Source organism: Ensifer sp. ENS10 (assembly GCF_014852025.1).
In the GTDB taxonomy this organism is placed as follows: Bacteria; Pseudomonadota; Alphaproteobacteria; order Rhizobiales; family Rhizobiaceae; genus Ensifer.
The window spans coordinates 185,590-204,274 of the sequence record NZ_JACVAS010000001.1 but is presented as its reverse complement, the minus strand read 5'-3'; the positions used below and the strand labels follow the sequence as shown (position 1 = coordinate 204,274).

The 18,685-nt window shown below is 63.3% G+C and carries 20 protein-coding genes; 10 read left to right on the top strand and 10 right to left on the bottom strand.

Translation table 11 applies throughout. The annotated features are described in order from the left end of the window. Positions 1-44 precede the first annotated feature (44 nt). Both xseA and IB265_RS01035 read right to left on the bottom strand, forming a co-directional pair. A complete protein-coding gene (gene xseA, locus IB265_RS01040) occupies positions 45-1,649 on the bottom strand; it encodes an exodeoxyribonuclease VII large subunit (protein ID WP_057248237.1) in 1,605 nt (534 codons plus the stop codon). A gap of 77 nt (positions 1,650-1,726) precedes the next feature. Then, positions 1,727-3,547 carry a hypothetical protein gene (locus IB265_RS01035; RefSeq protein WP_246805863.1) on the bottom strand — a complete coding sequence of 607 codons (1,821 nt, stop codon included), beginning with the start codon at positions 3,545-3,547 and terminating at the stop codon, positions 1,727-1,729. 148 nt (positions 3,548-3,695) lie between these two features. On the opposite strand from IB265_RS01035, the gene IB265_RS01030 reads away from it, so the two are divergent. From IB265_RS01030 to IB265_RS01015, 4 genes are read left to right on the top strand one after another with little or no spacing between them, the layout of a single operon-like run. Further along, positions 3,696-4,736, top strand: a complete 1,041-nt coding sequence (locus IB265_RS01030; protein ID WP_082615692.1) for a glycosyltransferase family 2 protein — start codon at positions 3,696-3,698, stop codon at positions 4,734-4,736. Then, positions 4,733-5,437: a bifunctional 2-polyprenyl-6-hydroxyphenol methylase/3-demethylubiquinol 3-O-methyltransferase UbiG gene (locus IB265_RS01025; RefSeq protein WP_057247883.1), complete on the top strand. Its 705-nt coding sequence runs from the start codon at positions 4,733-4,735 to the stop codon at positions 5,435-5,437. Before IB265_RS01030 ends, IB265_RS01025 begins: the two co-directional genes overlap by 4 nt. Before the next feature lie 9 nt (positions 5,438-5,446). Beyond that, on the top strand, positions 5,447-5,809 hold the full coding sequence (locus IB265_RS01020) for a hypothetical protein (RefSeq protein WP_057247882.1): 363 nt from the start codon (positions 5,447-5,449) through the stop codon (positions 5,807-5,809). A gap of 14 nt (positions 5,810-5,823) precedes the next feature. Beyond that, positions 5,824-6,036 (top strand): hypothetical protein, encoded by a 213-nt coding sequence (locus IB265_RS01015; protein ID WP_057247881.1) that lies wholly within the window; start codon positions 5,824-5,826, stop codon positions 6,034-6,036. Positions 6,037-6,079: 43 nt separating this feature from the next. On the opposite strand, the gene IB265_RS01010 is transcribed toward IB265_RS01015, so the two are convergent. Then, complete coding sequence (locus IB265_RS01010) at positions 6,080-6,859, bottom strand: helix-turn-helix domain-containing protein (protein WP_057247880.1); 780 nt, start codon at positions 6,857-6,859, stop codon at positions 6,080-6,082. A 129-nt stretch (positions 6,860-6,988) separates the two neighbouring features. On the opposite strand from IB265_RS01010, the gene IB265_RS01005 reads away from it, so the two are divergent. Further along, complete coding sequence (locus IB265_RS01005) at positions 6,989-7,405, top strand: hypothetical protein (RefSeq protein WP_244495498.1); 417 nt, start codon at positions 6,989-6,991, stop codon at positions 7,403-7,405. A gap of 72 nt (positions 7,406-7,477) precedes the next feature. Here the strand turns inward: IB265_RS01005 and IB265_RS01000 are convergent, their stop codons facing one another. Continuing rightward, on the bottom strand, positions 7,478-8,464 hold the full coding sequence (locus tag IB265_RS01000; RefSeq protein ID WP_057247878.1) for a Gfo/Idh/MocA family protein: 987 nt from the start codon (positions 8,462-8,464) through the stop codon (positions 7,478-7,480). A gap of 200 nt (positions 8,465-8,664) precedes the next feature. Here IB265_RS01000 and IB265_RS00995 point away from each other — a divergent pair, with 200 nt between their 5' ends. Next, a complete protein-coding gene (locus IB265_RS00995) occupies positions 8,665-9,615 on the top strand; it encodes an aldo/keto reductase (protein ID WP_057247877.1) in 951 nt (316 codons plus the stop codon). A gap of 19 nt (positions 9,616-9,634) precedes the next feature. Beyond that, complete coding sequence (locus IB265_RS00990) at positions 9,635-10,108, top strand: GNAT family N-acetyltransferase (protein WP_057248235.1); 474 nt, start codon at positions 9,635-9,637, stop codon at positions 10,106-10,108. On the opposite strand, the gene IB265_RS00985 is transcribed toward IB265_RS00990, so the two are convergent. Further along, positions 10,060-10,695: a hypothetical protein gene (locus IB265_RS00985; RefSeq protein WP_057247876.1), complete on the bottom strand. Its 636-nt coding sequence runs from the start codon at positions 10,693-10,695 to the stop codon at positions 10,060-10,062. The genes IB265_RS00990 and IB265_RS00985 overlap by 49 nt on opposite strands. An 89-nt stretch (positions 10,696-10,784) precedes the next feature. After that, positions 10,785-11,675: a LysR family transcriptional regulator gene (locus tag IB265_RS00980; RefSeq protein WP_057247875.1), complete on the bottom strand. Its 891-nt coding sequence runs from the start codon at positions 11,673-11,675 to the stop codon at positions 10,785-10,787. 246 nt (positions 11,676-11,921) lie between these two features. Here IB265_RS00980 and IB265_RS00975 point away from each other — a divergent pair, with 246 nt between their 5' ends. The 3 genes from IB265_RS00975 to IB265_RS00965 all read left to right on the top strand — a co-directional run bounded on the left by IB265_RS00975 (position 11,922) and on the right by IB265_RS00965 (position 13,881). After that, the gene (locus IB265_RS00975; RefSeq protein ID WP_057247874.1) at positions 11,922-12,917 is read left to right on the top strand and encodes an aldo/keto reductase; all 996 of its coding nucleotides are present in this window, start codon (positions 11,922-11,924) and stop codon (positions 12,915-12,917) included. 206 nt (positions 12,918-13,123) lie between these two features. Continuing rightward, positions 13,124-13,483 (top strand): nuclear transport factor 2 family protein, encoded by a 360-nt coding sequence (locus IB265_RS00970; RefSeq protein WP_057247873.1) that lies wholly within the window; start codon positions 13,124-13,126, stop codon positions 13,481-13,483. Next, positions 13,483-13,881, top strand: coding sequence for a VOC family protein (locus tag IB265_RS00965; RefSeq protein WP_058326220.1), 399 nt, complete (start codon positions 13,483-13,485; stop codon positions 13,879-13,881). Before IB265_RS00970 ends, IB265_RS00965 begins: the two co-directional genes overlap by 1 nt. 64 nt (positions 13,882-13,945) lie before the next feature. Here the strand turns inward: IB265_RS00965 and pheT are convergent, their stop codons facing one another. The 4 genes from pheT to rpmI all read right to left on the bottom strand — a co-directional run bounded on the left by pheT (position 13,946) and on the right by rpmI (position 18,506). Further along, positions 13,946-16,372, bottom strand: coding sequence for a phenylalanine--tRNA ligase subunit beta (gene pheT / locus IB265_RS00960; RefSeq protein ID WP_057247871.1), 2,427 nt, complete (start codon positions 16,370-16,372; stop codon positions 13,946-13,948). A 131-nt stretch (positions 16,373-16,503) separates the two neighbouring features. Continuing rightward, the gene (gene pheS, locus IB265_RS00955) at positions 16,504-17,586 is read right to left on the bottom strand and encodes a phenylalanine--tRNA ligase subunit alpha (RefSeq protein WP_057247870.1); all 1,083 of its coding nucleotides are present in this window, start codon (positions 17,584-17,586) and stop codon (positions 16,504-16,506) included. Positions 17,587-17,858: 272 nt separating this feature from the next. Further along, complete coding sequence (rplT, locus tag IB265_RS00950; protein ID WP_025425551.1) at positions 17,859-18,263, bottom strand: 50S ribosomal protein L20; 405 nt, start codon at positions 18,261-18,263, stop codon at positions 17,859-17,861. A 39-nt stretch (positions 18,264-18,302) separates the two neighbouring features. Then, positions 18,303-18,506, bottom strand: coding sequence for a 50S ribosomal protein L35 (rpmI, locus tag IB265_RS00945; RefSeq protein WP_025425550.1), 204 nt, complete (start codon positions 18,504-18,506; stop codon positions 18,303-18,305). Positions 18,507-18,685: the final 179 nt, after the last annotated feature.

Genomic DNA, 18,685 nt, shown 5'->3' with positions numbered 1-18,685 from the left:
AACGCTGGCGTTATGCCACCTCCGTGACAGCAGGATGAAACGCTCTAGAACAGGCTACCCTGCTTTGGCGGGTCTGCCGCCGGCTCCGTGGGCTTCTGCTGCTTCTTGCGCGGCGCCGACGGCGGAGAAACCGGTTCGCTCTCCCCCTCGCCCGCAATCGCCGAAACGCGGCCATCGGCGAATTCCAGGCTGAGTGCCATGCCGGCGGAGACGGCCGCCGCTTGGCGCACAGGACCGCCATCGGCATCGCGAACCAGCGCGAAACCGCGCTGCAGGACGTTGCGATAGGAGAGCGACTGCAGGATGCGGTCCTGGGCGACGATGACGCTGCGAAGGCGGCGCACGTCGGCGCGCACGGCAACGTCGGACCGGGCGGCAAGGCCTCCGACGCGGTCCGAGGCGCGATGGATCTGGCCGATGAGGCGTGAGGGCAGCGCGCGCAGCGCCGCATCCGCCGCCTGGACCCGCGCCTCGCCGCGATGCACCTGCCGCTCGACGATGCGCTCGGCCTTGTTCATGGCATCGACCAGACGCTGGCGGCGCTCCGAGAATTTGCCTTTGAGAAGATCGGCACGCAGCTCAGACGAGACGCGCTCGAACTGGCGGCGCTTGTTGGCGGTGTTCATCTGCAGGCCACGGCCGAGGCCGAGGGCGGCCTCGTCGAAGCGGCGGCGCGGCAAAGCCAACAACTGATCGAGCGACGGCAGGGCGCGCGCCAGTGAACGCACCGCCTGGCGGCGATTGTCCATCTGCCGCCCGACCGCCGCCTTGAGGCGGGCCGAGAGGCCGGAGACCCCGGCTTCGAGATCGGCCTTGACCGGCACCGCCATTTCCGCCGCACCCGTCGGCGTCGGCGCCCGCTGGTCGGCGGCGTGATCGATCAGCGTCCAGTCGGTCTCGTGACCGACGGCGGAAATTAGCGGGATCTCGGAAGCCGCCGCAGCCCGGACCACCGCCTCGTCATTGAAGCCCCAGAGGTCCTCAAGGCTGCCACCGCCGCGGGCAACGATCAGCACGTCCGGCCGGGCGATCGGCCCACCGGGCTCGATCGCATTGAAGCCGCGGATCGCTGCCGCTACCTCGTCACCGGAACCGTCGCCCTGGACCCGAACGGGCCAGACGACGACATGAACCGGAAAGCGGTCGGCGATGCGGTGCAGGATATCGCGAATGACAGCGCCCGTCGGCGAGGTCACGACGCCGATCACCTTGGGCATGTAGGGCAGCGACCGCTTGCGGTTGGCATCAAACAGCCCTTCCGCAGCCAGCTTGCGCTTGCGCTCTTCGAGGAGCGCCATCAACGCGCCGGCACCGGCCGGCTCCATCGATTCGATAACGATCTGGTACTTCGACGAGCCCGGGAAGGTCGTGACCTTGCCGGTCGCGATCACCTCCATGCCCTCTTCCGGGCGGAAGCGCAGGCGCGAGAAAGTGCCTTTCCAGATCACCGCATCGATGCGCGCCCGGTCGTCCTTGAGCGCGAAATAGGCATGGCCCGACGAGTGCGGGCCGCGATAGCCCGAGATCTCGCCGCGTACGCGCACCTGATCGAAGGCCTGCTCGACCGTTCGCTTGATCGAGCCCGAAAGCTCGGACACCGAATATTCGGTGAGGTTGCTCGGAGAATCGCTGTCGAAGAAAGAAGCCATGGCTTCTTTTACCGCACCCTTCGCCGAAGGCCAGCACATCCGTTGCGCTTTCCAACGCCCCAAGCGGCCGACGCCGCTTACGGTTTCAGCGCATAGAGGCGAATGGGCGAACCCTCGGAAACCGGAAGGGGCGAAAGGAACGCCGGCACGCGCCCGGCGGCAAGCTCAGCATAGAAGCCTTGTGGCGCCCGCGCGGCGATCATTCGCGCCTGCACGTCCGCAGCGCAGAAGGCCAGGACCGGATGTCCGAGCTGGCGCAACATGGCCGCCGCGTCCTCGGCCGGTGCCAGACCGATCTTCAGCTCCATGAGCATGCCGGCGGCATTGCGATGGTAGGGTGCGCTCAGCACGCGGTGCTGGGTGCGGCGAAGCAGGGTTGCACCGATATCCGATGGCCCGACAATGAACGACGGCGGCAAGCCTTCCAGATCGGTCAGCGATGACATTGTCAGGCACGCCTTACCGTTCGAGGTTGCGGTTTCACCCGCCACAACTCCTCCGATTCCCTTGTCGACAAGAACCCCGGCAATGGCCCAAACCGCTGGAACCGAAATGAGAAGCGTGCCGACATAGAGCAGAGACGCGCCCACGCCTGCCGTTCCGCCGTTTGAGCGGGCACGCAGATTCGAGAGCAGCAACGCGATCGGTACGATCGCCAGGAGATTGGAAAAGGCCATTCCGCGTACCTGGATGAGCGCAATCATCAGGTTCGAAAACACAAGCGCGAAGAGGATGAGGTTGAGATCGACCCTATCGCGGCGCCAGATGCGCCAGGCACAGAGAAGCGCGGCAAAGGCACCGGTGAAATAGTAGGCGCCGATGCTCGCGGGTTCCCCCGTTGCAACGGCTGCGAAAGAGCGCGCTTCGGTGACGTTGTCGAGCCACAGCTCGCGGAGCAGCGGGTCAAGTGCTGCCAAGGGATTGCCCAGGCATTGCGGCGCCACCAACAGTGCCACGGCAATGACCCCCAGGCCGCAAGCGCCAAGGGCAAAACACCGGACGACCGTCGACCGATGGCTTAGCGTGGCGGCGGCAAGCGCCAGCAGGCCGCCTCCGGTCAGCGCCAGCGAATAGAAGGCGATCGAGAGGTTGTCGCAGGTTGCAGCCAGGTAGAGGCGCGGCGGTACCGTCACGAAGAAGAAGAGGCTCAGGCTTGCAGCGAGCGAAAGGCCAAAGGCAACGGTAGCCTGCGAAGCCTGTCGGCCGACCCAAACCCACTGGCAGGCAACGACCGCGCAGACCACGGCCACAAACGGCGTCGTTTCCGCACCAATGGCAATCGCCAGCGCCGCCGCCAATCCTGCAATGGCGTAGCTCGACGCGCGAAACTCTCGATCGACCAGCGTTGCTGCCATGGCTGCGACGAGTACCAACTGCACGTTGTGGTGATCGATCGAGCCGCCAAGGAAGCGATTGGTGGTGACGATGAAGATCGTGGTGAGTCCCAGGCAGAAATGCATCGCCGCCACGCCACCGGCACGACGGCCGGCCAGGCCCATGGCCGCCAGCAACGGGATCGCAAGCGAAATCGGCCAGAACCCCAAGGCCAAAGTTTCAGCCTGCGCCGTCCCGACGAACGGCCTGAAGACGGAAATGAGTGCGGCGATCGGCAGGTCGATGAGGCGCGACCAGTGCATCAGCGTGCCGCCTTCCAGGCCGAGGCGGGCTTGCGTCAGGTCGAACCAGCTCTGGCCAGCGAGGAGATCGCGGACCTGAACCAGACGCATGACATCATCATTGTCGCGGCCAACATAGTCGGACGCCATCAGGAACCGGGCGACAAGGACGAGGATGGTGGGAGCGCCGTAGACGAACACCATCGAACGCAGGCTCGACCAGAACGGCCTCGGCGCGTTCTTCGAAATCGCCTCAGAAAGCGTCGCCGTCCCGTTCGCCATGGATCCTCGCCCGTCTCGATCACATCGCAACCTAACGACGAGCGCTCAAAAAAGCGTAAAGCCCGCGACAATTTGGGGGGTTGCGCGCACGGACGCGGCCCTTGGCGTCTTGTTAACACCCTGATGCCTATGATGACGCCGACCCAACATGAGCCGAGCCACCCGGATGTTCGACCGTTTCAACATCGCCGTTCTGCTGCCTTGCTACAACGAAGCGTCGACCATCGGGCAAGTGGTTCAGGGCTTCCAGGCGGCACTGCCGACGGCGCAGATCTATGTCTACGACAACAATTCGACGGACGGCACGGCGCTGAAGGCCATGCTTGCCGGTGCGACCGTCGTGCGCGAGCGCCGGCAGGGCAAGGGGCACGTGGTGCGCCGGATGCTCGCCGATATCGATGCCGACATCTATGTGATGGCCGACGGCGACAGCACCTATTGTCCGACGGATGCGGAAGATCTGATCCGCACCTTGATCACAGAGCGCGCTGACATGGTCGTCGGGACGCGGCGCGGCGTCCACAACGACGCGGGCAGACAGGGTCATGCGCTCGGCAACAGGCTCTTCAACCTTCTCTACCGATCGATGTTCGGTACGGATTTCAACGACATCTTCTCCGGCTACCGGGTCTTTTCGCGGCGGTTCGCCAAGAGCTTCCCTGCCGTTTCGAACGGCTTCGAGATCGAGACGGAGATGTCGGTCCATGCCTCGCGGCTGAAACTGCCGGTCGCAGAGCTTGAACTGGACTATGGCCGAAGACCCGACGGCTCCCATTCCAAGCTGTCGACATACAGGGACGGCGCCAAGATCCTCTGGACCTTCGCAATGCTCATGAAAGAAACGCGGCCTTTCACGTTCTTCGGACTGATCGGCATGGCTTTCCTCTCGACGAGCGTCGGTTTCATGATGCCGGTGCTGCTCGAGTATTTCGCCACCGGGCTCGTGCCGCGCATGCCGACCTGGGTCTTCGCGCTGGCCATGCTGATGGTGTCGATCATCATGTTCACGGCGGGCCTGATCCTCGATTCCGTCTCACGGGCCCGGACCGAGCAGCTTCGTCTTCACTATATCGCAACCGCCGCACGGGCCGCTCCCCTCGACAGCGCGAAGGGCGGCCTCGCTTTGTCCCAGACCGAGGACTTGGTGATCGGAACGCAGGCACGGATCGTTCGGGAACATCACGGATGAACCGGGAAACAACCAACCGCATACGCTTCATCATCGAAGACGTCATACCGCCGATCCTCAGGGATTCGCGCCTGTTCAAGGGCATGGCGAGCCTCGCCTGGGGCAAGCACATCGCGCATCTCGCGGAGTTTCGCGCACGGGCGCCGTTCCTGTCGGCACGCGAATACGAAGACCTCTATCGGCGCCATCCGAGGGTTCACGAGGGAACGGACAATTCCGAAGCCTGCGTACGCAAGATCGCCGCAAGCATCGCCGGCGACAGCGTCTGCGACGTCGGCTGCGGAACCGGCGTTCTGTTGAAACGGATCCGCGCTGCCAATCCCGAGGTCAAGCGCCTGACAGGCGTCGACTTCGCCATCGACGACGCGGCCCGGATCGAGGGCGTGGAATATCACGCGGCGATGATCGAGGACCTGCCATTTGCGGATGGCGAGTTCGACACCGTCGTCTGCACCCATGTCATCGAACATATCCTCGACTATCGCAAAGCGATCTCCGAACTTCGACGGATTGCCCGCCGGCGCCTGATCATTGTCGTGCCACGCGAGCGCGAGTATCGCTACACCTTCAATCCGCACTTCAATTTCTTCCCCTATACCCACTCCTTCCTTCGCGCGGTGCATCCGGTGCCAGCCGAGCACGAGTGCATCGATATCGGCCGCGACATCTACTATCGCGAAGACAAAGCTCTGGCGGTGTGAGACGTGGCGATGAACCTCAATCTTCAGCCCGCCGTCTGGTTCGGACTGTTCTTCACGCCGGTGCTGATTTCGGCCGGTCAGATCCTCTTCAAGCTGACAAGCGCCAAGACCGGGGATGCCAACGCGCAAGGGCTGCTGGCGCTGGCCCTTAACCCGACATTGCTCACCGCCTTGGCCGTCTACGGCATCGGCACGATCATCTGGATCTTCACGATCAAGTCCGTGCCGCTGACGATCGCCTATTCGTTCATGGCGCTCACCTTCTGCATTGTGCCGCTGCTTGCCGCCGTCTTTCTCGGCGAGGCGGTAACGCTGCGCTACGCCCTCGGTGCCGCGCTGATCATCGGCGGCATGATCATCATCAACTCGTAAGGATACCCGGGACCATGATCGTCACCGCCTCCTTCCTCCTCGGCATCATCACATGCGGTCTGCGCTCTGCGCGTGTCTGCCTGCTGGTCGGTGCGGTGTTGCTGGCTTTGGCGGGTGCCAGCGGCAGCTGGGTCGAAGCGGCGGCAGCGATCGGCGCCTATAATATGGGCGTCGCGTTGATGCTATGCGGCGCCATCGCAGTCGGCCTGCAGCGCGACAGCCGCTAGAGCGCCGCGCGTTCAGACGAACGCACAAAGGACGCTTTAGCACTTATCCTTTTCGCTCGAAAAACGCCTTGGTCTCCTCGTCCGCAGGGAAGAAGGATTCGATCAGCACACCCTCCACCAGCGCATCCTGGGTCGAGCCGAAGGTCTGCAGCGTGGTGATGAAGCTCAGCCGCAGGCCGCCGACATCGAGTTCGATTGGAAGAACGGGAAAGCGGTCAGTATCCGGATGGTTCTCGACCGCGCGCACCACCGCAGGATTGGAGGCGACCTTCTCCAGGCGTTTGCCGAGGCCGCTGCGCGGTCCTTGCAGCCAGGCCTCCGTGCGCACGCGCTGGACGAGATCGGCGGCCGCCGGCTCCCAATTGACGACCAGCTTGCGCACATTGTCGTTGCCGAGGAAGGTGTCGAGGAAATTTTCTCCCGGCTGGAACGGAATGTCGGCCGCCGTGGCGAGGCTCGCCAGCGCCGGGTTGACCACCAGCAACGTATATTCGTGGTCGAGCACCAGGCCGGGATAGGGATCGTGGCGCGCCAGGATGAGCCTGATGGCATTGGCGACGGCCGGCGGCATGGCGTCCAGGCCTGCGGCCGGCCGCGTCGCCATGCGCGGTCGATAGCCGGCTGCCGAAAACAGTGTCCCCTGGTCGCGGGCCGGGACTTCCAGTACCGAGGCCAACCGCAGGATCATGCCTTCCGACGGTTTCGAGCGGCCGGTTTCGAGGAACGAGAGGTGACGCGCCGAAATGCCGGCGGCAACCGCTAGGTCGAGCTGGCTCATGCGGCGGTGTCCGCGCCATTCCTTCAGATGTTCGCCAAACTGCATGTGTCGTGATTCTCCATTTGTCCGTAAAACTGGCGCGCGGGCCGAGTAAAATCCATTACGTCAGAGGTAATTGGTTTGATGACGTCATCGGCGCAACATCCGGCCATCGACAAACGGATGGAGCCGAAGATGACCCTCTCGAACCGCAGCCTGCTCAACAAGACCTTCCTCGCCGACGGCGCCTTCTCACTCGCCTCCGGTGCCGTGCTGATCCTCGCAGCAGTGCCGCTGGCTGCACTGGTCAATGCCGCCGCAACGCCCTTCATCACGCCTGTCATGTTGAAGGCGTTGGGTGCCGGTCTGTTGATCTGGGGGATATTCCACCTCTCGGCGGCGCGCAATGGCGGCCCGGTGGCGGCCTCGGCGCGCATCAGCATTGCCGGTGACGTGCTCTGGCAGGTGGCCAGCCTGGCGCTGCTGCTCACGGCCTATGCCAATCTTTCCGCCGCCGGCATTGCCCTCGTCGTCATCGGCATGATCGGCGTCGCCGACTTCCTGTTCTTCAAGCTGCGCGGTCTGGCGCAGGAGCGCGCGGCGATCGCCTGACGATGGTCTCAAGAGATCGCGAAAGGCGTCCGCCGGTCATACCGGCGGACCTTCTCGTCTTCTTCGATGGCCTCAGATGGTCTCCCAGCCATCCTTGGCGCTGGCGCGATAGATCGCGTCGATGAATTTCTGATTGAGACGCGAATTCTCGAGCGTCACCACTTCCTCGTCCTCACCCTTGGCGGCGCGCGAGAAGGCTTCCGCCTGAAGCTTGTACTGGCGGGCATCCTGGAAGCGGAAGAGCTGGGACTGGGCGTGGTTCTGGTTCGTGAGTTCCACCTCCTCACGGCCGTAACGATCGGCGTTGAAGGGCGACTTCACCTCGATGAAGCCCTTGTCGCCATGGAAGACCATGACCTGGCGGGCGGCGAGCTGGGTGGAGATATAGAAGCTCAGCTCGAAATCGCCGAAGTCTGCCCGCACGCTCGAATAGATGTCCGTGCCGAATTCCGGATCGCGATCGGTGCTTGCCTGCACCCGCAGCGGCTCCTTGGCCGTGACGAAGCGGGTGGTGATCGTCGGGTACACACCGATATCCGGCAGGCCACCGCCGCCGAGCGCCGGAATATTGCGCATGTTGTTGGGGTCGCGGTTGAAATAGGTGAAGGCGCCCTGGACGTGGCGCAGCCGGCCGATCGCGCCTTCGGCCAGCAGCGAGCGCACCTTGCGCCAGACGGGGCTGTAGGTGACCATGAAGGCTTCGGCGATCACGACACCGTTGCGGTCGCGGGCGGCAATCAGCGTATCGATCTCGGAGGCCCGCAGCGCAATCGGCTTTTCGCACAGCACGTGTTTTCCGGCGTCGGCCGCCTTGATCGACCATTCCACGTGCTGTGCCGTCGGCACCGGAATATAGACCGCATCGATCACGTCGGACGCCAGCATCTCCTCGTAGGAACCGAAGGCATGCGGTGCGGAGAAGCGGTCTGCCATCGCCCGGGCTTTTGCGAAGTCGCGGCTGGCTACAGCCGAAACGACACAGTTTTCCGCGTCCTGAATGGCCGGCACGACGAGGTCGCGGCCGATCCGGGCCGTGGACAGAATTCCGAAACGTAACATGGTGAAGCTCCCTGATTTTGCGGCCGAGACTAGCGCCGAGGTACGTACCTATCAAGCGATTGATACCGTTCCGGCCGAGATTCGCGTTTCGCAGAAAAAACCCGGCAGACGGGTGACAATGTCAGCTTTTCTGCCCTATCTTTCCCTTCGCAATCCTCCCGATCGCGTTATGCTTTCATCCAGTCCAATGGAGCGAAACCATGGAAAAACTGAGACTTGGCCGTACCGACCTGACAATTGCGCCCCTTGTCTTCGGCGGCAATGTCTTCGGCTGGACCGCCGACGAAAAGACCTCCTTTGCGCTGCTCGACGCCTTTTTCGATGCCGGATTCAACGCCATCGATACTGCTGATGTCTACTCCTCCTGGGCGCCGGGCAATCAGGGCGGCGAATCCGAGACGATCATCGGCAAATGGCTGAAACAGTCGGGACGGTCGCGCGACAAGGCCGTCATCGTCACCAAGGTCGGCTCCGAACTCGGGCCCGACCGCAAGGGGCTTTCGCGCCGCTGGATCCTGCAGGCGGTCGAGGATTCGCTGCAGCGGCTGCAAACCGACCATATCGATCTCTATCTCTCCCACTGGCCCGATCCGGAAACGCCCTACGAGGAGACGCTGGCGGCCTACGACCAATTGCTGACCGAGGGCAAGGTCCGGGCCATCGGCGCCTCCAACCTGAACTCGCTGCAACTGCGCGAGGCGCTCGACGTATCCGCAAACCAGGGCCTGCCGCGCTATCAGGTGTTGCAGCCGGAATACAATCTCTACGACCGCGACGCGTTCGAAGGGCCGCTGCGCGATCTCTGCATTGCCGAGGAGATCGGCGTCATCAGCTATTTCGGGCTGGCGCGCGGCTTTCTCTCGGGAAAGTACCGGACGCACAAGGACCTCGAAGGCTCGGCACGCGGCAGCGGCGTCGAGAAATATCTTGACGGGCGCGGCATGCGCATCCTCGGCGTGCTCGACGACATCGCCGCCGACACCGGAGCGACCCAGGCGGAAATCGCGCTCGCCTGGATCCGGACGCGCAAGGGCGTCACGGCGCCGATCGCCAGCGCCACCAGCCTCGCGCAATTGGAGAGCCTCATTCGTTCTGCCGCACTGGAGCTGTCGGATGAAGCGATCCGGAAGCTCAACGATGTGGGCGAATGACGGGAGCAAAACCAACCCGATGGCATTGACGACACGCGCTGCGACAGCCGGCGACGAGGCGGACTGGCGCCGCCTCTGGGCCGGCTATGTCGCCTTTTCCGGCACCGATCTCGCCGGGGACATCATCGACCTCACCTGGAAGAGGCTGACCGATCCCTCGACGCCGCTTTTCGCGCGCTTGGCGATCCTCGACGAAAAGACGGTGGGCTTTGCCATCTGCCAGGAGCAGCTCGCCACCTTCTTCCGGCAACCGATCTGCTACATCGAGGATCTCTATGTCGATCCCGCCGCACGCGGCCAGGGCGTGGCACGGGCAATGATCGACGATCTCATCGCGCATTGTCAGGAGAAAGGCTGGGACCGGCTCTACTGGTACACCGAGGCCGACAATGCCATGGCGCGGCGGCTCTACGACCGCTACTCCGGGACCGACGACCACGTGCGCTACAAGGTCAATTTCGGCACGTTCCTCAAATCCGGAAATCCGGCATAGGCCTCCGCATGGCTACCGGCCTGATTTGCCATGCCGGCCTTCGTCAGCAGCCCGCGCGGTTGGATAAAACTCGATATCCGACGCGCCGGCCGCTCGTGCCACTGGATGTTGAAGGCCCATAACTTCGGGAAAAAGCAAAGCGAGGCATAGGGCAGATGGTCGTGGATCCACCAGGCGATCGACTGCCAGCCGCCGATATCGCCGCGGCGATCCCAGACCCAGGGGATGACGATGCAGGCGCTGGCGCCGATGCATCCGTCGGCATCGCGCATGTCCCAGATATGGTCGGCGGCCGAAGCGGCATTGGTCGAGCAGTTGAGACCATTGGCATTGCCGAAGCCGTTGACGGCGCGGTTGCGGTAGCCTGAGCGAATGACGAGGCGACCGAAGGTCGCCTCTAGCGGCTCCAGCAACTCCTCGCAGAGGCGGCGCCCGGCCTCGATCGCGAGATCCGGATCGTCAGGAATGTTCGGGATGCGATAGAAATCGGCGATCTCCGAATGCAGAAAGTCGCGGAAGAAGAAATTCCTGGACAACCGTACCCGGCCGAGATCTTCGAGACCCTTCATCGAACCGGGCTTCTTCATCGTTTTCCTTTCTCATCCGAACAAACGGAGTGCGAGACCAATGGCATTCCAAATCCGGCCCAACGGCGCCACCCGTTTCCACACCGCGGCTATCTGCTGTGCCGGAAGAAATCGATGAAGGCGCGCAGTGCCGGCCGCATCTGCCTGCGGCTTGGATAATAAAGATAGGGGCCGGCATAGGGTGCGCACCAGTCTTCCATGACACGCTCCAGCCGTCCTTCGGCGATCGCCGTTTCCACCCGCGACAGGAAGAGATAGGCAAGGCCGGCGCCGCCCATCGCCGCCTTGATGATCGGCCGGTCCTCGCCGAGGATCAGCGGGCCCTCGACCGATACCGTCAGCTCCTCGCCGCCCTTCTCGAACTCCCAGCGATAAAGCGTGCCGTTGGAGAAGCGTCGGCGGATACAACGATGCTCCGCCAGGTCGCGTGGGTGCTGCGGCCGGCCGTGGCGCTCGAAGTAGTCGGGCGAAGCGACGACGGCGCTTTCCAGCTCAGGCCCAACTTTGACGGCGATCATATCGGCTTCCAGGCTTTCGCCGAGCCTGATGCCAGCGTCGAAGCCTTCTTCGACAATATCGGTGAAGCCATCCTCATTGGCGATCTCCAGGACGATCTCCGGATAGAGGTCCAGGAACGCGCCGAGCCTTGGCGCGAGGATCAGATCTGCTGCAAACCGCGGCGCCGTGATGCGCAGATTGCCGGCGGGACGCTCGCGGGCGTCGGCGGCCGCTTCCAGCGCATGGGCGATCTCTTCCAGCGCCGGCGCCAGCCTTTCCAGCAGCCGGCGCCCCACCTCGGTCGGCGCGACGCTGCGTGTGGTGCGCGCCAGCAGGCGAATGCCGAGGCTCGCCTCGAGGCTGCCGACGGCGTGGCTGACGGCCGACGGCGCCACGCCGAGTTCTCGGGCGGCCCCGCGAAAACTGCCATGGGCGGCAACGGCGGCCAATACCGCGAGTTGAGAGAGCTGCGTTCTGTTCATTGATCGAAATAATAGAACAGCCCGTGAGAATTGACAGTGATTTTCAGCCGCCGCGTATGGCCCTATTCTTCAATCGTCGCCAACGTCTGGACGAAGCGAGGAGCTCGTCTGCGATGGCAACGAGGAACCGTCGCCCGCCATTCAGGCGCATCGGCGGTGTCCAGCCACCAATTCATGCCTCGGACGATAGACGCGCCCTCCCAGCGCGTTCGTTCCGACGCGTGACAGCCAGACAAAGGAAACGACATGAAGACCCGCAAACTCGGGAACGACCTTACCGTCTCCACCATCGGCCTCGGCTGCATGGGCATGAGTTTCGCCTATGGCGCAGCCGATGAGGCGGAATCGATACGCACCCTTCACCGCGCCGTCGACCTCGGCATCACCTTCTTCGACACAGCCGAAGTCTATGGTCCTTTCGAAAACGAGAAACTGCTCGGCAAGGCGCTCGGTTCCATGCGCGACAAGGTGACGATCGCCACCAAATTCGGCTTCCGCATCGAAGCCGGGGTGCCGGCGGCCCAGGCGATCAAGGGCGTCGACGGACGGCCGGAGCACGCGAAGGCGGTGGCCGAAGCCTCGCTCAAGCGGCTCGGAACCGATGTCATCGATCTCTATTACCAGCATCGTGTCGACCCGGAGGTTCCGATCGAGGATACCGTCGGCGCCATGGCCGAATTGGTGCGCGAGGGCAAGGTGCGGGCCCTCGGCCTTTCCGAAGCGAGTGCCGCCACCATCCGTCGGGCCCACAAGGTTCATCCGATCGCCGCTGTCCAAAGCGAGTATTCTCTGTGGTCGCGTGACCCGGAAGCGGACGTGCTCGCCACCTGCCGCGAACTCGGCATCGGCTTCGTGCCCTACAGTCCGCTCGGGCGCGGCATGCTGACCGGCGCGCTGCGCAAGGCCGATGATCTGGAAGCCGACGATTTCCGGCGCTCGCTGCCGCGTTTCCAGGCGGAGAATTTCGACGCCAACGTCCGGCTGGTCGAAACGCTTCAAGCGCTGGCTGAGGAAAAAGGCGTGACCGCGGCTCAACTCGCGCTCGCCTGGGTCATCAACCAGAGTGATTTCATCGTGCCTATCCCGGGCGCCCGCAAGCTCGACCATCTGGAGCAGAATGCGGCCGCGGCAGGCATCCCGCTCAGTGCCGAGGAATCCAGCCGCCTCGCCGAAGCGCTATCGCCGGCACTTGTCGCCGGCAATCGCTACACGGACGCCTCGCTGGCGCTCACCAACCGTTGACCTTGAGCGTTTCCAGGGAGAAACGGAGTCTTGGAAACACTCTATCTCTGTGATTTCACCGCATTTCCTGACGGAAAACCGCTTCGCACTTTTCCTGGAATGCTCCATTTCTCCCCGCCTCCCGTGAAGGGCGGGGAGATTCCCATCGAAATTCACGCCGGACGCACTACCTCTCAACCAACGGCAACAAATCCGGAGGAGCGGGAATGTCCGACGAGCAGGCGATCAGCGCGGTGGTGCACCTCTATGTCGACGGCATGGCCTTTGCCAACGAGGGCGCGCTGCGCAAGGCGTTTCACCCCGATGCGGCGATTATCGGCAACTACAAGGGCGCGCTCGAATGGACGACGCGCGACGGCTTCATCAAGACGATCATCGAGACGGGTGCAGCCCCCCCTGGAACCCAGCCGGAGATGGACGTGCAGAAGATCGATATCACCGGTGACACTGCAACCGTGAGGGTGGTCGACAGTTTCGCCGGCGAACGCTATTCCGATCATCTGTCGCTGGTGAAGATCGACGGGCGCTGGGTGATCGTCAACAAGGTCTTCCATCAGCACGCGTGATGACGGCACCCCCAGAGAAACCCGAGCCGACGGGCAGGCTCATCGGCATCGACCATATCCAGCTTGCCATGCCGGCGGGTGCCGAACCGGCGGCACGCGGCTTCTACAGCGGTCTCCTCGGCCTCTCGGAGGTGAGCAAGCCGGCCAATCTTCTCGCGCGTGGCGGCTGCTGGTTCGAACAGGGCAGCATCCGCCTGCATCTCGGCATCGACCAAGACTTCAGGCCGGCACGCAAGGCCCACCCGGCCTTTCTCGTCGACAATCTCGACCGCCTGACGCTGCGGCTCGAAGCGGCCGGTGTGACGATCGCCCAGGACGAGCCGCTTGCCGGCTACCGCAGATGTTATGTCCACGATCCCTTCGGAAATCGCATCGAACTGATGCAGCGCGTGGATTGAACCGCAAAACGAAAAGGGCCGCTGGATCGCAGCGGCCCTTTCGATTGATACGTGCTTGAGCCGGTTACGCCCGCAGAACGCCGCCCGTCGACTTCGTCACATTGGCGACGATCTTGGCGGTGAGCGCTTCAAAATCCTCGTCGGTCAGCGTGCGCTCGACCGGCTGGATGGTGACCTCGATGGCGATCGACTTCTTGCCTTCGCCGAGCGAAGCGCCCTCGAAGACGTCGAAGACGCTGACGCCGGTGACCAGCTTGCGGTCGGCGCCGGAAGCGGCGCGCAGGATGGCGCCGGCCTCGACCGCCTTGTCGACGACGAAGGCGAAGTCGCGCTTGACCGCCTGGAACGGCGAGAGATCGAGCGCCGGCTTGGTGCGGGTCGCCTTCTTCTTCGGTTCGGGCATGGCGTCGACATAGATCTCGAAGCCGCAGAGCGCGCCGGAGACGTCGAGCGCTTCCAGCGTCTTCGGATGGAACTCGCCGAAGGTGCCGAGAACGATCTTCGGGCCGAGCTTGATCGTGCCGGAGCGGCCCGGATGGTACCAGGCGGGACCACCCGGCTCGAACTGGACGTTGCCCATCGCCACACCGCAGGCTTCGAGCACCGCAATCGCATCAGCCTTGGCGTCGAAAACGTCGACCGCCTTGCCACCGCCCTTGGCCGCGTTCGACCACAGACGGCCGGCGCCGTTCAGCGAGGCGGTGCCGCGGCGGATGCCGCCAGCGACGCGGCGCTGGGCGTCCGGCGTATCGCCTTCATAGGTGCCGGATACCTCGAAGATCGCGACGTCGCCAAAACCCTTGTCGGCATTGCGCTGGGCGGCCGTCAACAGACCCGGCAGCAGCGACGGGCGCATGTCCGACATGTCCGAGGCAATCGGATTGGCGAGCTTGAGCGCCGGCGCACCGCCGCCGAAGAGCTTTGCCTGATCCTCGGAGATGAACGACCAGGTGACCGCTTCCAGCATGCCGCGGCTTGCAAGCGTACGCTTGGCAAGGCGGGTGCGGATCTGCAGCGTCGTCAGGATCTTGCCGTTGACCGTGCCATGGCTCGGCAGCGGGGCGGCGACGATGTTGTCGACGCCGTGGATGCGCATGACCTCTTCGACGAGATCGGCCTTGCCGTCGACATCCGGACGCCAGGATGGAACCGAAACCTTGAAGCGTTCACCCGAACCCTCGACACCGAAGCCGAGCTTCTTCAGGATCGAGACGCTTTCTTCCGAAGAAACCTCGAGGCCGGTCAGGCGCTTCACCTCGGAAACCGGGAAATCGACGATCTTCGGCTGATAGCCGGCATAGCCGACCACTTCCGCCTTGGCGGCCTTGCCACCGCAGAGCTCGAGCACGAGCTCGGTGGTGCGCTCAAGGCCGGGCACCATGTATTCCGGGTCGACACCACGCTCGAAACGGTAACGCGCATCGGTGATGATGCCGAGCGTGCGGCCGGTCTTGGCGATGTTCATCGGATCCCAGAGCGCCGATTCGATCAGCACGTCGGTGGTGTTCTCGTCGCAGCCGGAATGCTCGCCGCCCATGACGCCGCCGATCGATTCGATCGCCTTTTCGTCCGATATGACGACGTTGTTGGGGCCGAGCTTGTATTCGCGCTGGTCGAGCGCCAGCACCGTCTCGCCGTCCCTGGCGCGGCGGACCGTCAGGTTGCCCTTGACCTTGGCGGCGTCGAAGACGTGCATCGGTCGGCCCTGGTCGAAGGTCATGTAGTTGGTGATGTCGACCAAAGCGTTGATCGGGCGAAGGCCGATCGCCAGCAGCCGCTGCTGCATCCACTTCGGCGACGGGCCGTTCTTGACGCCGCGCACGAGCCGCAACGAGAAGCCGGGGCACAAGTGCCTGTCTTCGCCGAGGTCGAGCGTCAGCTTCACCGGCGTTTCGCCTTCGACGGCGAAGGAGGGCGCAGGCCGTGCTTTCAGCGTGCCGAGGCCGGAGGCCGCGAGGTCACGGGCAATGCCGTAGACACTGGTGCAGTCCGGGCGGTTCGGCGTCAGGTTGATCTCGATCATCGGATCGTCGAGACCGGCATAGGCGGCGTAGCTCGTACCGACCGGCGCGTCAGCCGGCAGGTCGATGATGCCGTTGTGGTCTTCGGAGATCTGCAGCTCCTTTTCCGAGCACATCATGCCGCGGCTTTCGACACCGCGGATGGTGCCGACGGCGAGCGTCACGTCGATGCCGGGCACGTAGGTTCCGGGAGCGGCAAAGGCGCCGACGAGGCCGGTGCGCGCATTCGGCGCGCCGCAGACGACCTGGATCGGGGCGCCCGAGCCGGTGTCGACCATCAACACGCGCAGTTTGTCGGCATTCGGATGCTGCTCGGCCGAGACGACCTTGGCGATGACGAAGGGCTTGAAGGCGGCCTTGTCGTCGACGTCCTCGACCTCGAGCCCGATCATCGTCAGCCGCGCGCAGATCTCTTCCAGCGAAGCGTCGGTATCAAGGTGGTCCTTGAGCCAGGAAAGCGTGAATTTCATGATTTCACCTGTGTCCTAGAGCATTTTGCAGTCAGGTGGCATCACCTGACGTCGCACAAATGCGGCAAAACAAAAAGAAAGAGCGGAAGCGCGAACGAATGTGAGCGCATCCACTCTGATCAGCTGCGCGATCAGGCCGAGAGACCGCCGAACAGCGTCGGCATGTCGAGCGGGCGGAAGCCGTAATGGGTCATCCAGCGGACGTCCGCATTGAAGAAGTCACGCAGGTCAGGCATGCCGTATTTCAGCATGGCGATGCGGTCGAGGCCCATGCCCCAGGCAAAACCCTGGTACTCGTCAGGATCGAGCCCGCCCGAGCGCAGCACGTTCGGGTGCACCATGCCGCAGCCGAGGATTTCCATCCAGTCGGTGCCTTCGCCGAACTTCACGATCGGACCGGAGCGGTCGCACTGGATATCGACCTCGAAGGACGGCTCGGTGAAGGGGAAGAACGACGGACGGAAGCGCATCGTCACCTGGTCGACCTCGAAGAAGGCCTTGCAGAACTCTTCCAGCACCCAGCGCATGTTGGCGACATTCGCCGCCTTGTCGATCACCAGGCCTTCGACCTGGTGGAACATCGGCGAATGGGTCGCGTCGGAATCCTGGCGATAGGTCTTGCCGGGGATGATGATGCGGATCGGCGGCTGCTGCGCTTCCATGGTGCGGATCTGCACCGGCGAGGTGTGCGTGCGCAGCACCTTGCGGTCGCCCTTCTCATCCGGATTGAAGAAGAAGGTGTCGTGCATCTCGCGGGCCGGGTGGCCCTCCGGGAAATTCAGCGCCGTGAAGTTGTAGTAGTCGGTCTCGATATCCGGACCTTCGGCAATCGAGAAACCCATGTCGCCGAAGATCGCGGTGATCTCGTCGACGATCTGGCTGATCGGATGAATGCGGCCGCGCTCGGCGGGCGACGAGCGGACCGGCAGGCTGATGTCGACGGTCTCTCGCGCCAGGCGCTCGGCGATCGCCTGATCCTTCAGCGCCGACTTGCGGGCGGCGATCGCGTCGGCGACCGTGGTCTTCAGCGCGTTGATCTGCGCACCGCGGGTCTGGCGCTCTTCCGGCGTCATGGTGCCCAGCGTCTTCAGGAGCTCGGAGATCGAGCCCTTCTTGCCGAGCGCGTTGACGCGCACGGCCTCGATCGATCCCTCATCACCTGCGGCATCGATGTCCGCCAGCAGTATCCGTTCCAGTGTTTCCAGTTCGCTCATTCTGTCCTGCCTCGATGCGGGAATGGGTTCGGTTCTATATCGGCTCAAGTCTTCAGGAATGTGATCGCGCCGCGGTCGCAAAGAATGCCAGTGCAAAGACGCAGGGACGACGAAGCCGGAGGCCCGGCTGAAGCGTCGTCGGAAGGTGGAACCGGGGCAGTTCCTTTCGATCGTCTCGCACGTTCATCTCGCGAAATAAGAAAAACCCGCGCTAGCCCTGCCAGCGCGGGTTTCCCAACGAATTTTAAGTACGGTTTTGGGAAAACGCTGGCTTAACGGACAGCGCTTTCAAACTCGTTTGTCGTGCCGGCTTCCTTGAGGTAGGCAAGCGCCTTCTTGGAAGCTTCGACGAGGGCGCCGAATGCTGCCGGCTCATGGATAGCCATGTCGGACAGAACCTTGCGGTCGACTTCGATGCCAGCCTTGTTCAGGCCGTCGATGAAGCGGCCGTAGGTCAGGCCGAATTCGCGGACGGCAGCGTTGATGCGCTGGATCCAGAGAGCGCGGAAGTTGCGCTTGTTGACCTTGCGGTCGCGGTAAGCGAACTGCTTCGAACGATCAACCGCAGCCTTCGCAGCGCGGATGGTGTTCTTGCGGCGGCCGTAGAAGCCCTTGGCTGCCTTGAGTGTCTTCTTGTGCTTGGCGTGAGCGGTTACGCCGCGTTTTACACGTGCCATGTCATGATCTCCTTAACGTGTCCAAAATGCCTGAAAGTCTTAGAGACCGTTGGGCAGGTAGTTCTTGATGACCTTCTTGCCATCAGGCTCCGCGAGAACCATGGTTCCACGTGCGTCGCGGATGAACTTGTTGGAACGCTTGATCATGCCGTGGCGCTTGCCAGCAGCTGCTGCACGAACCTTGCCAGTAGCGGTGATCTTGAACCGCTTCTTGGCAGACGATTTCGTCTTCATCTTGGGCATTTTGCTACTCCATTTTTCTTAAGAATTCGAAACGGACAGACGAGGTCCATTTCCAGCGTTAAGAACGGCCACGGCATGCCCTGCCGGACCGTTCGGACGGGGGCTTATAACCGCACATGCCGAAAAGCGCAACTGGGGAATCGAAGATGGCGCTGCAAGCGGTGGCCGAACGCTTCCCC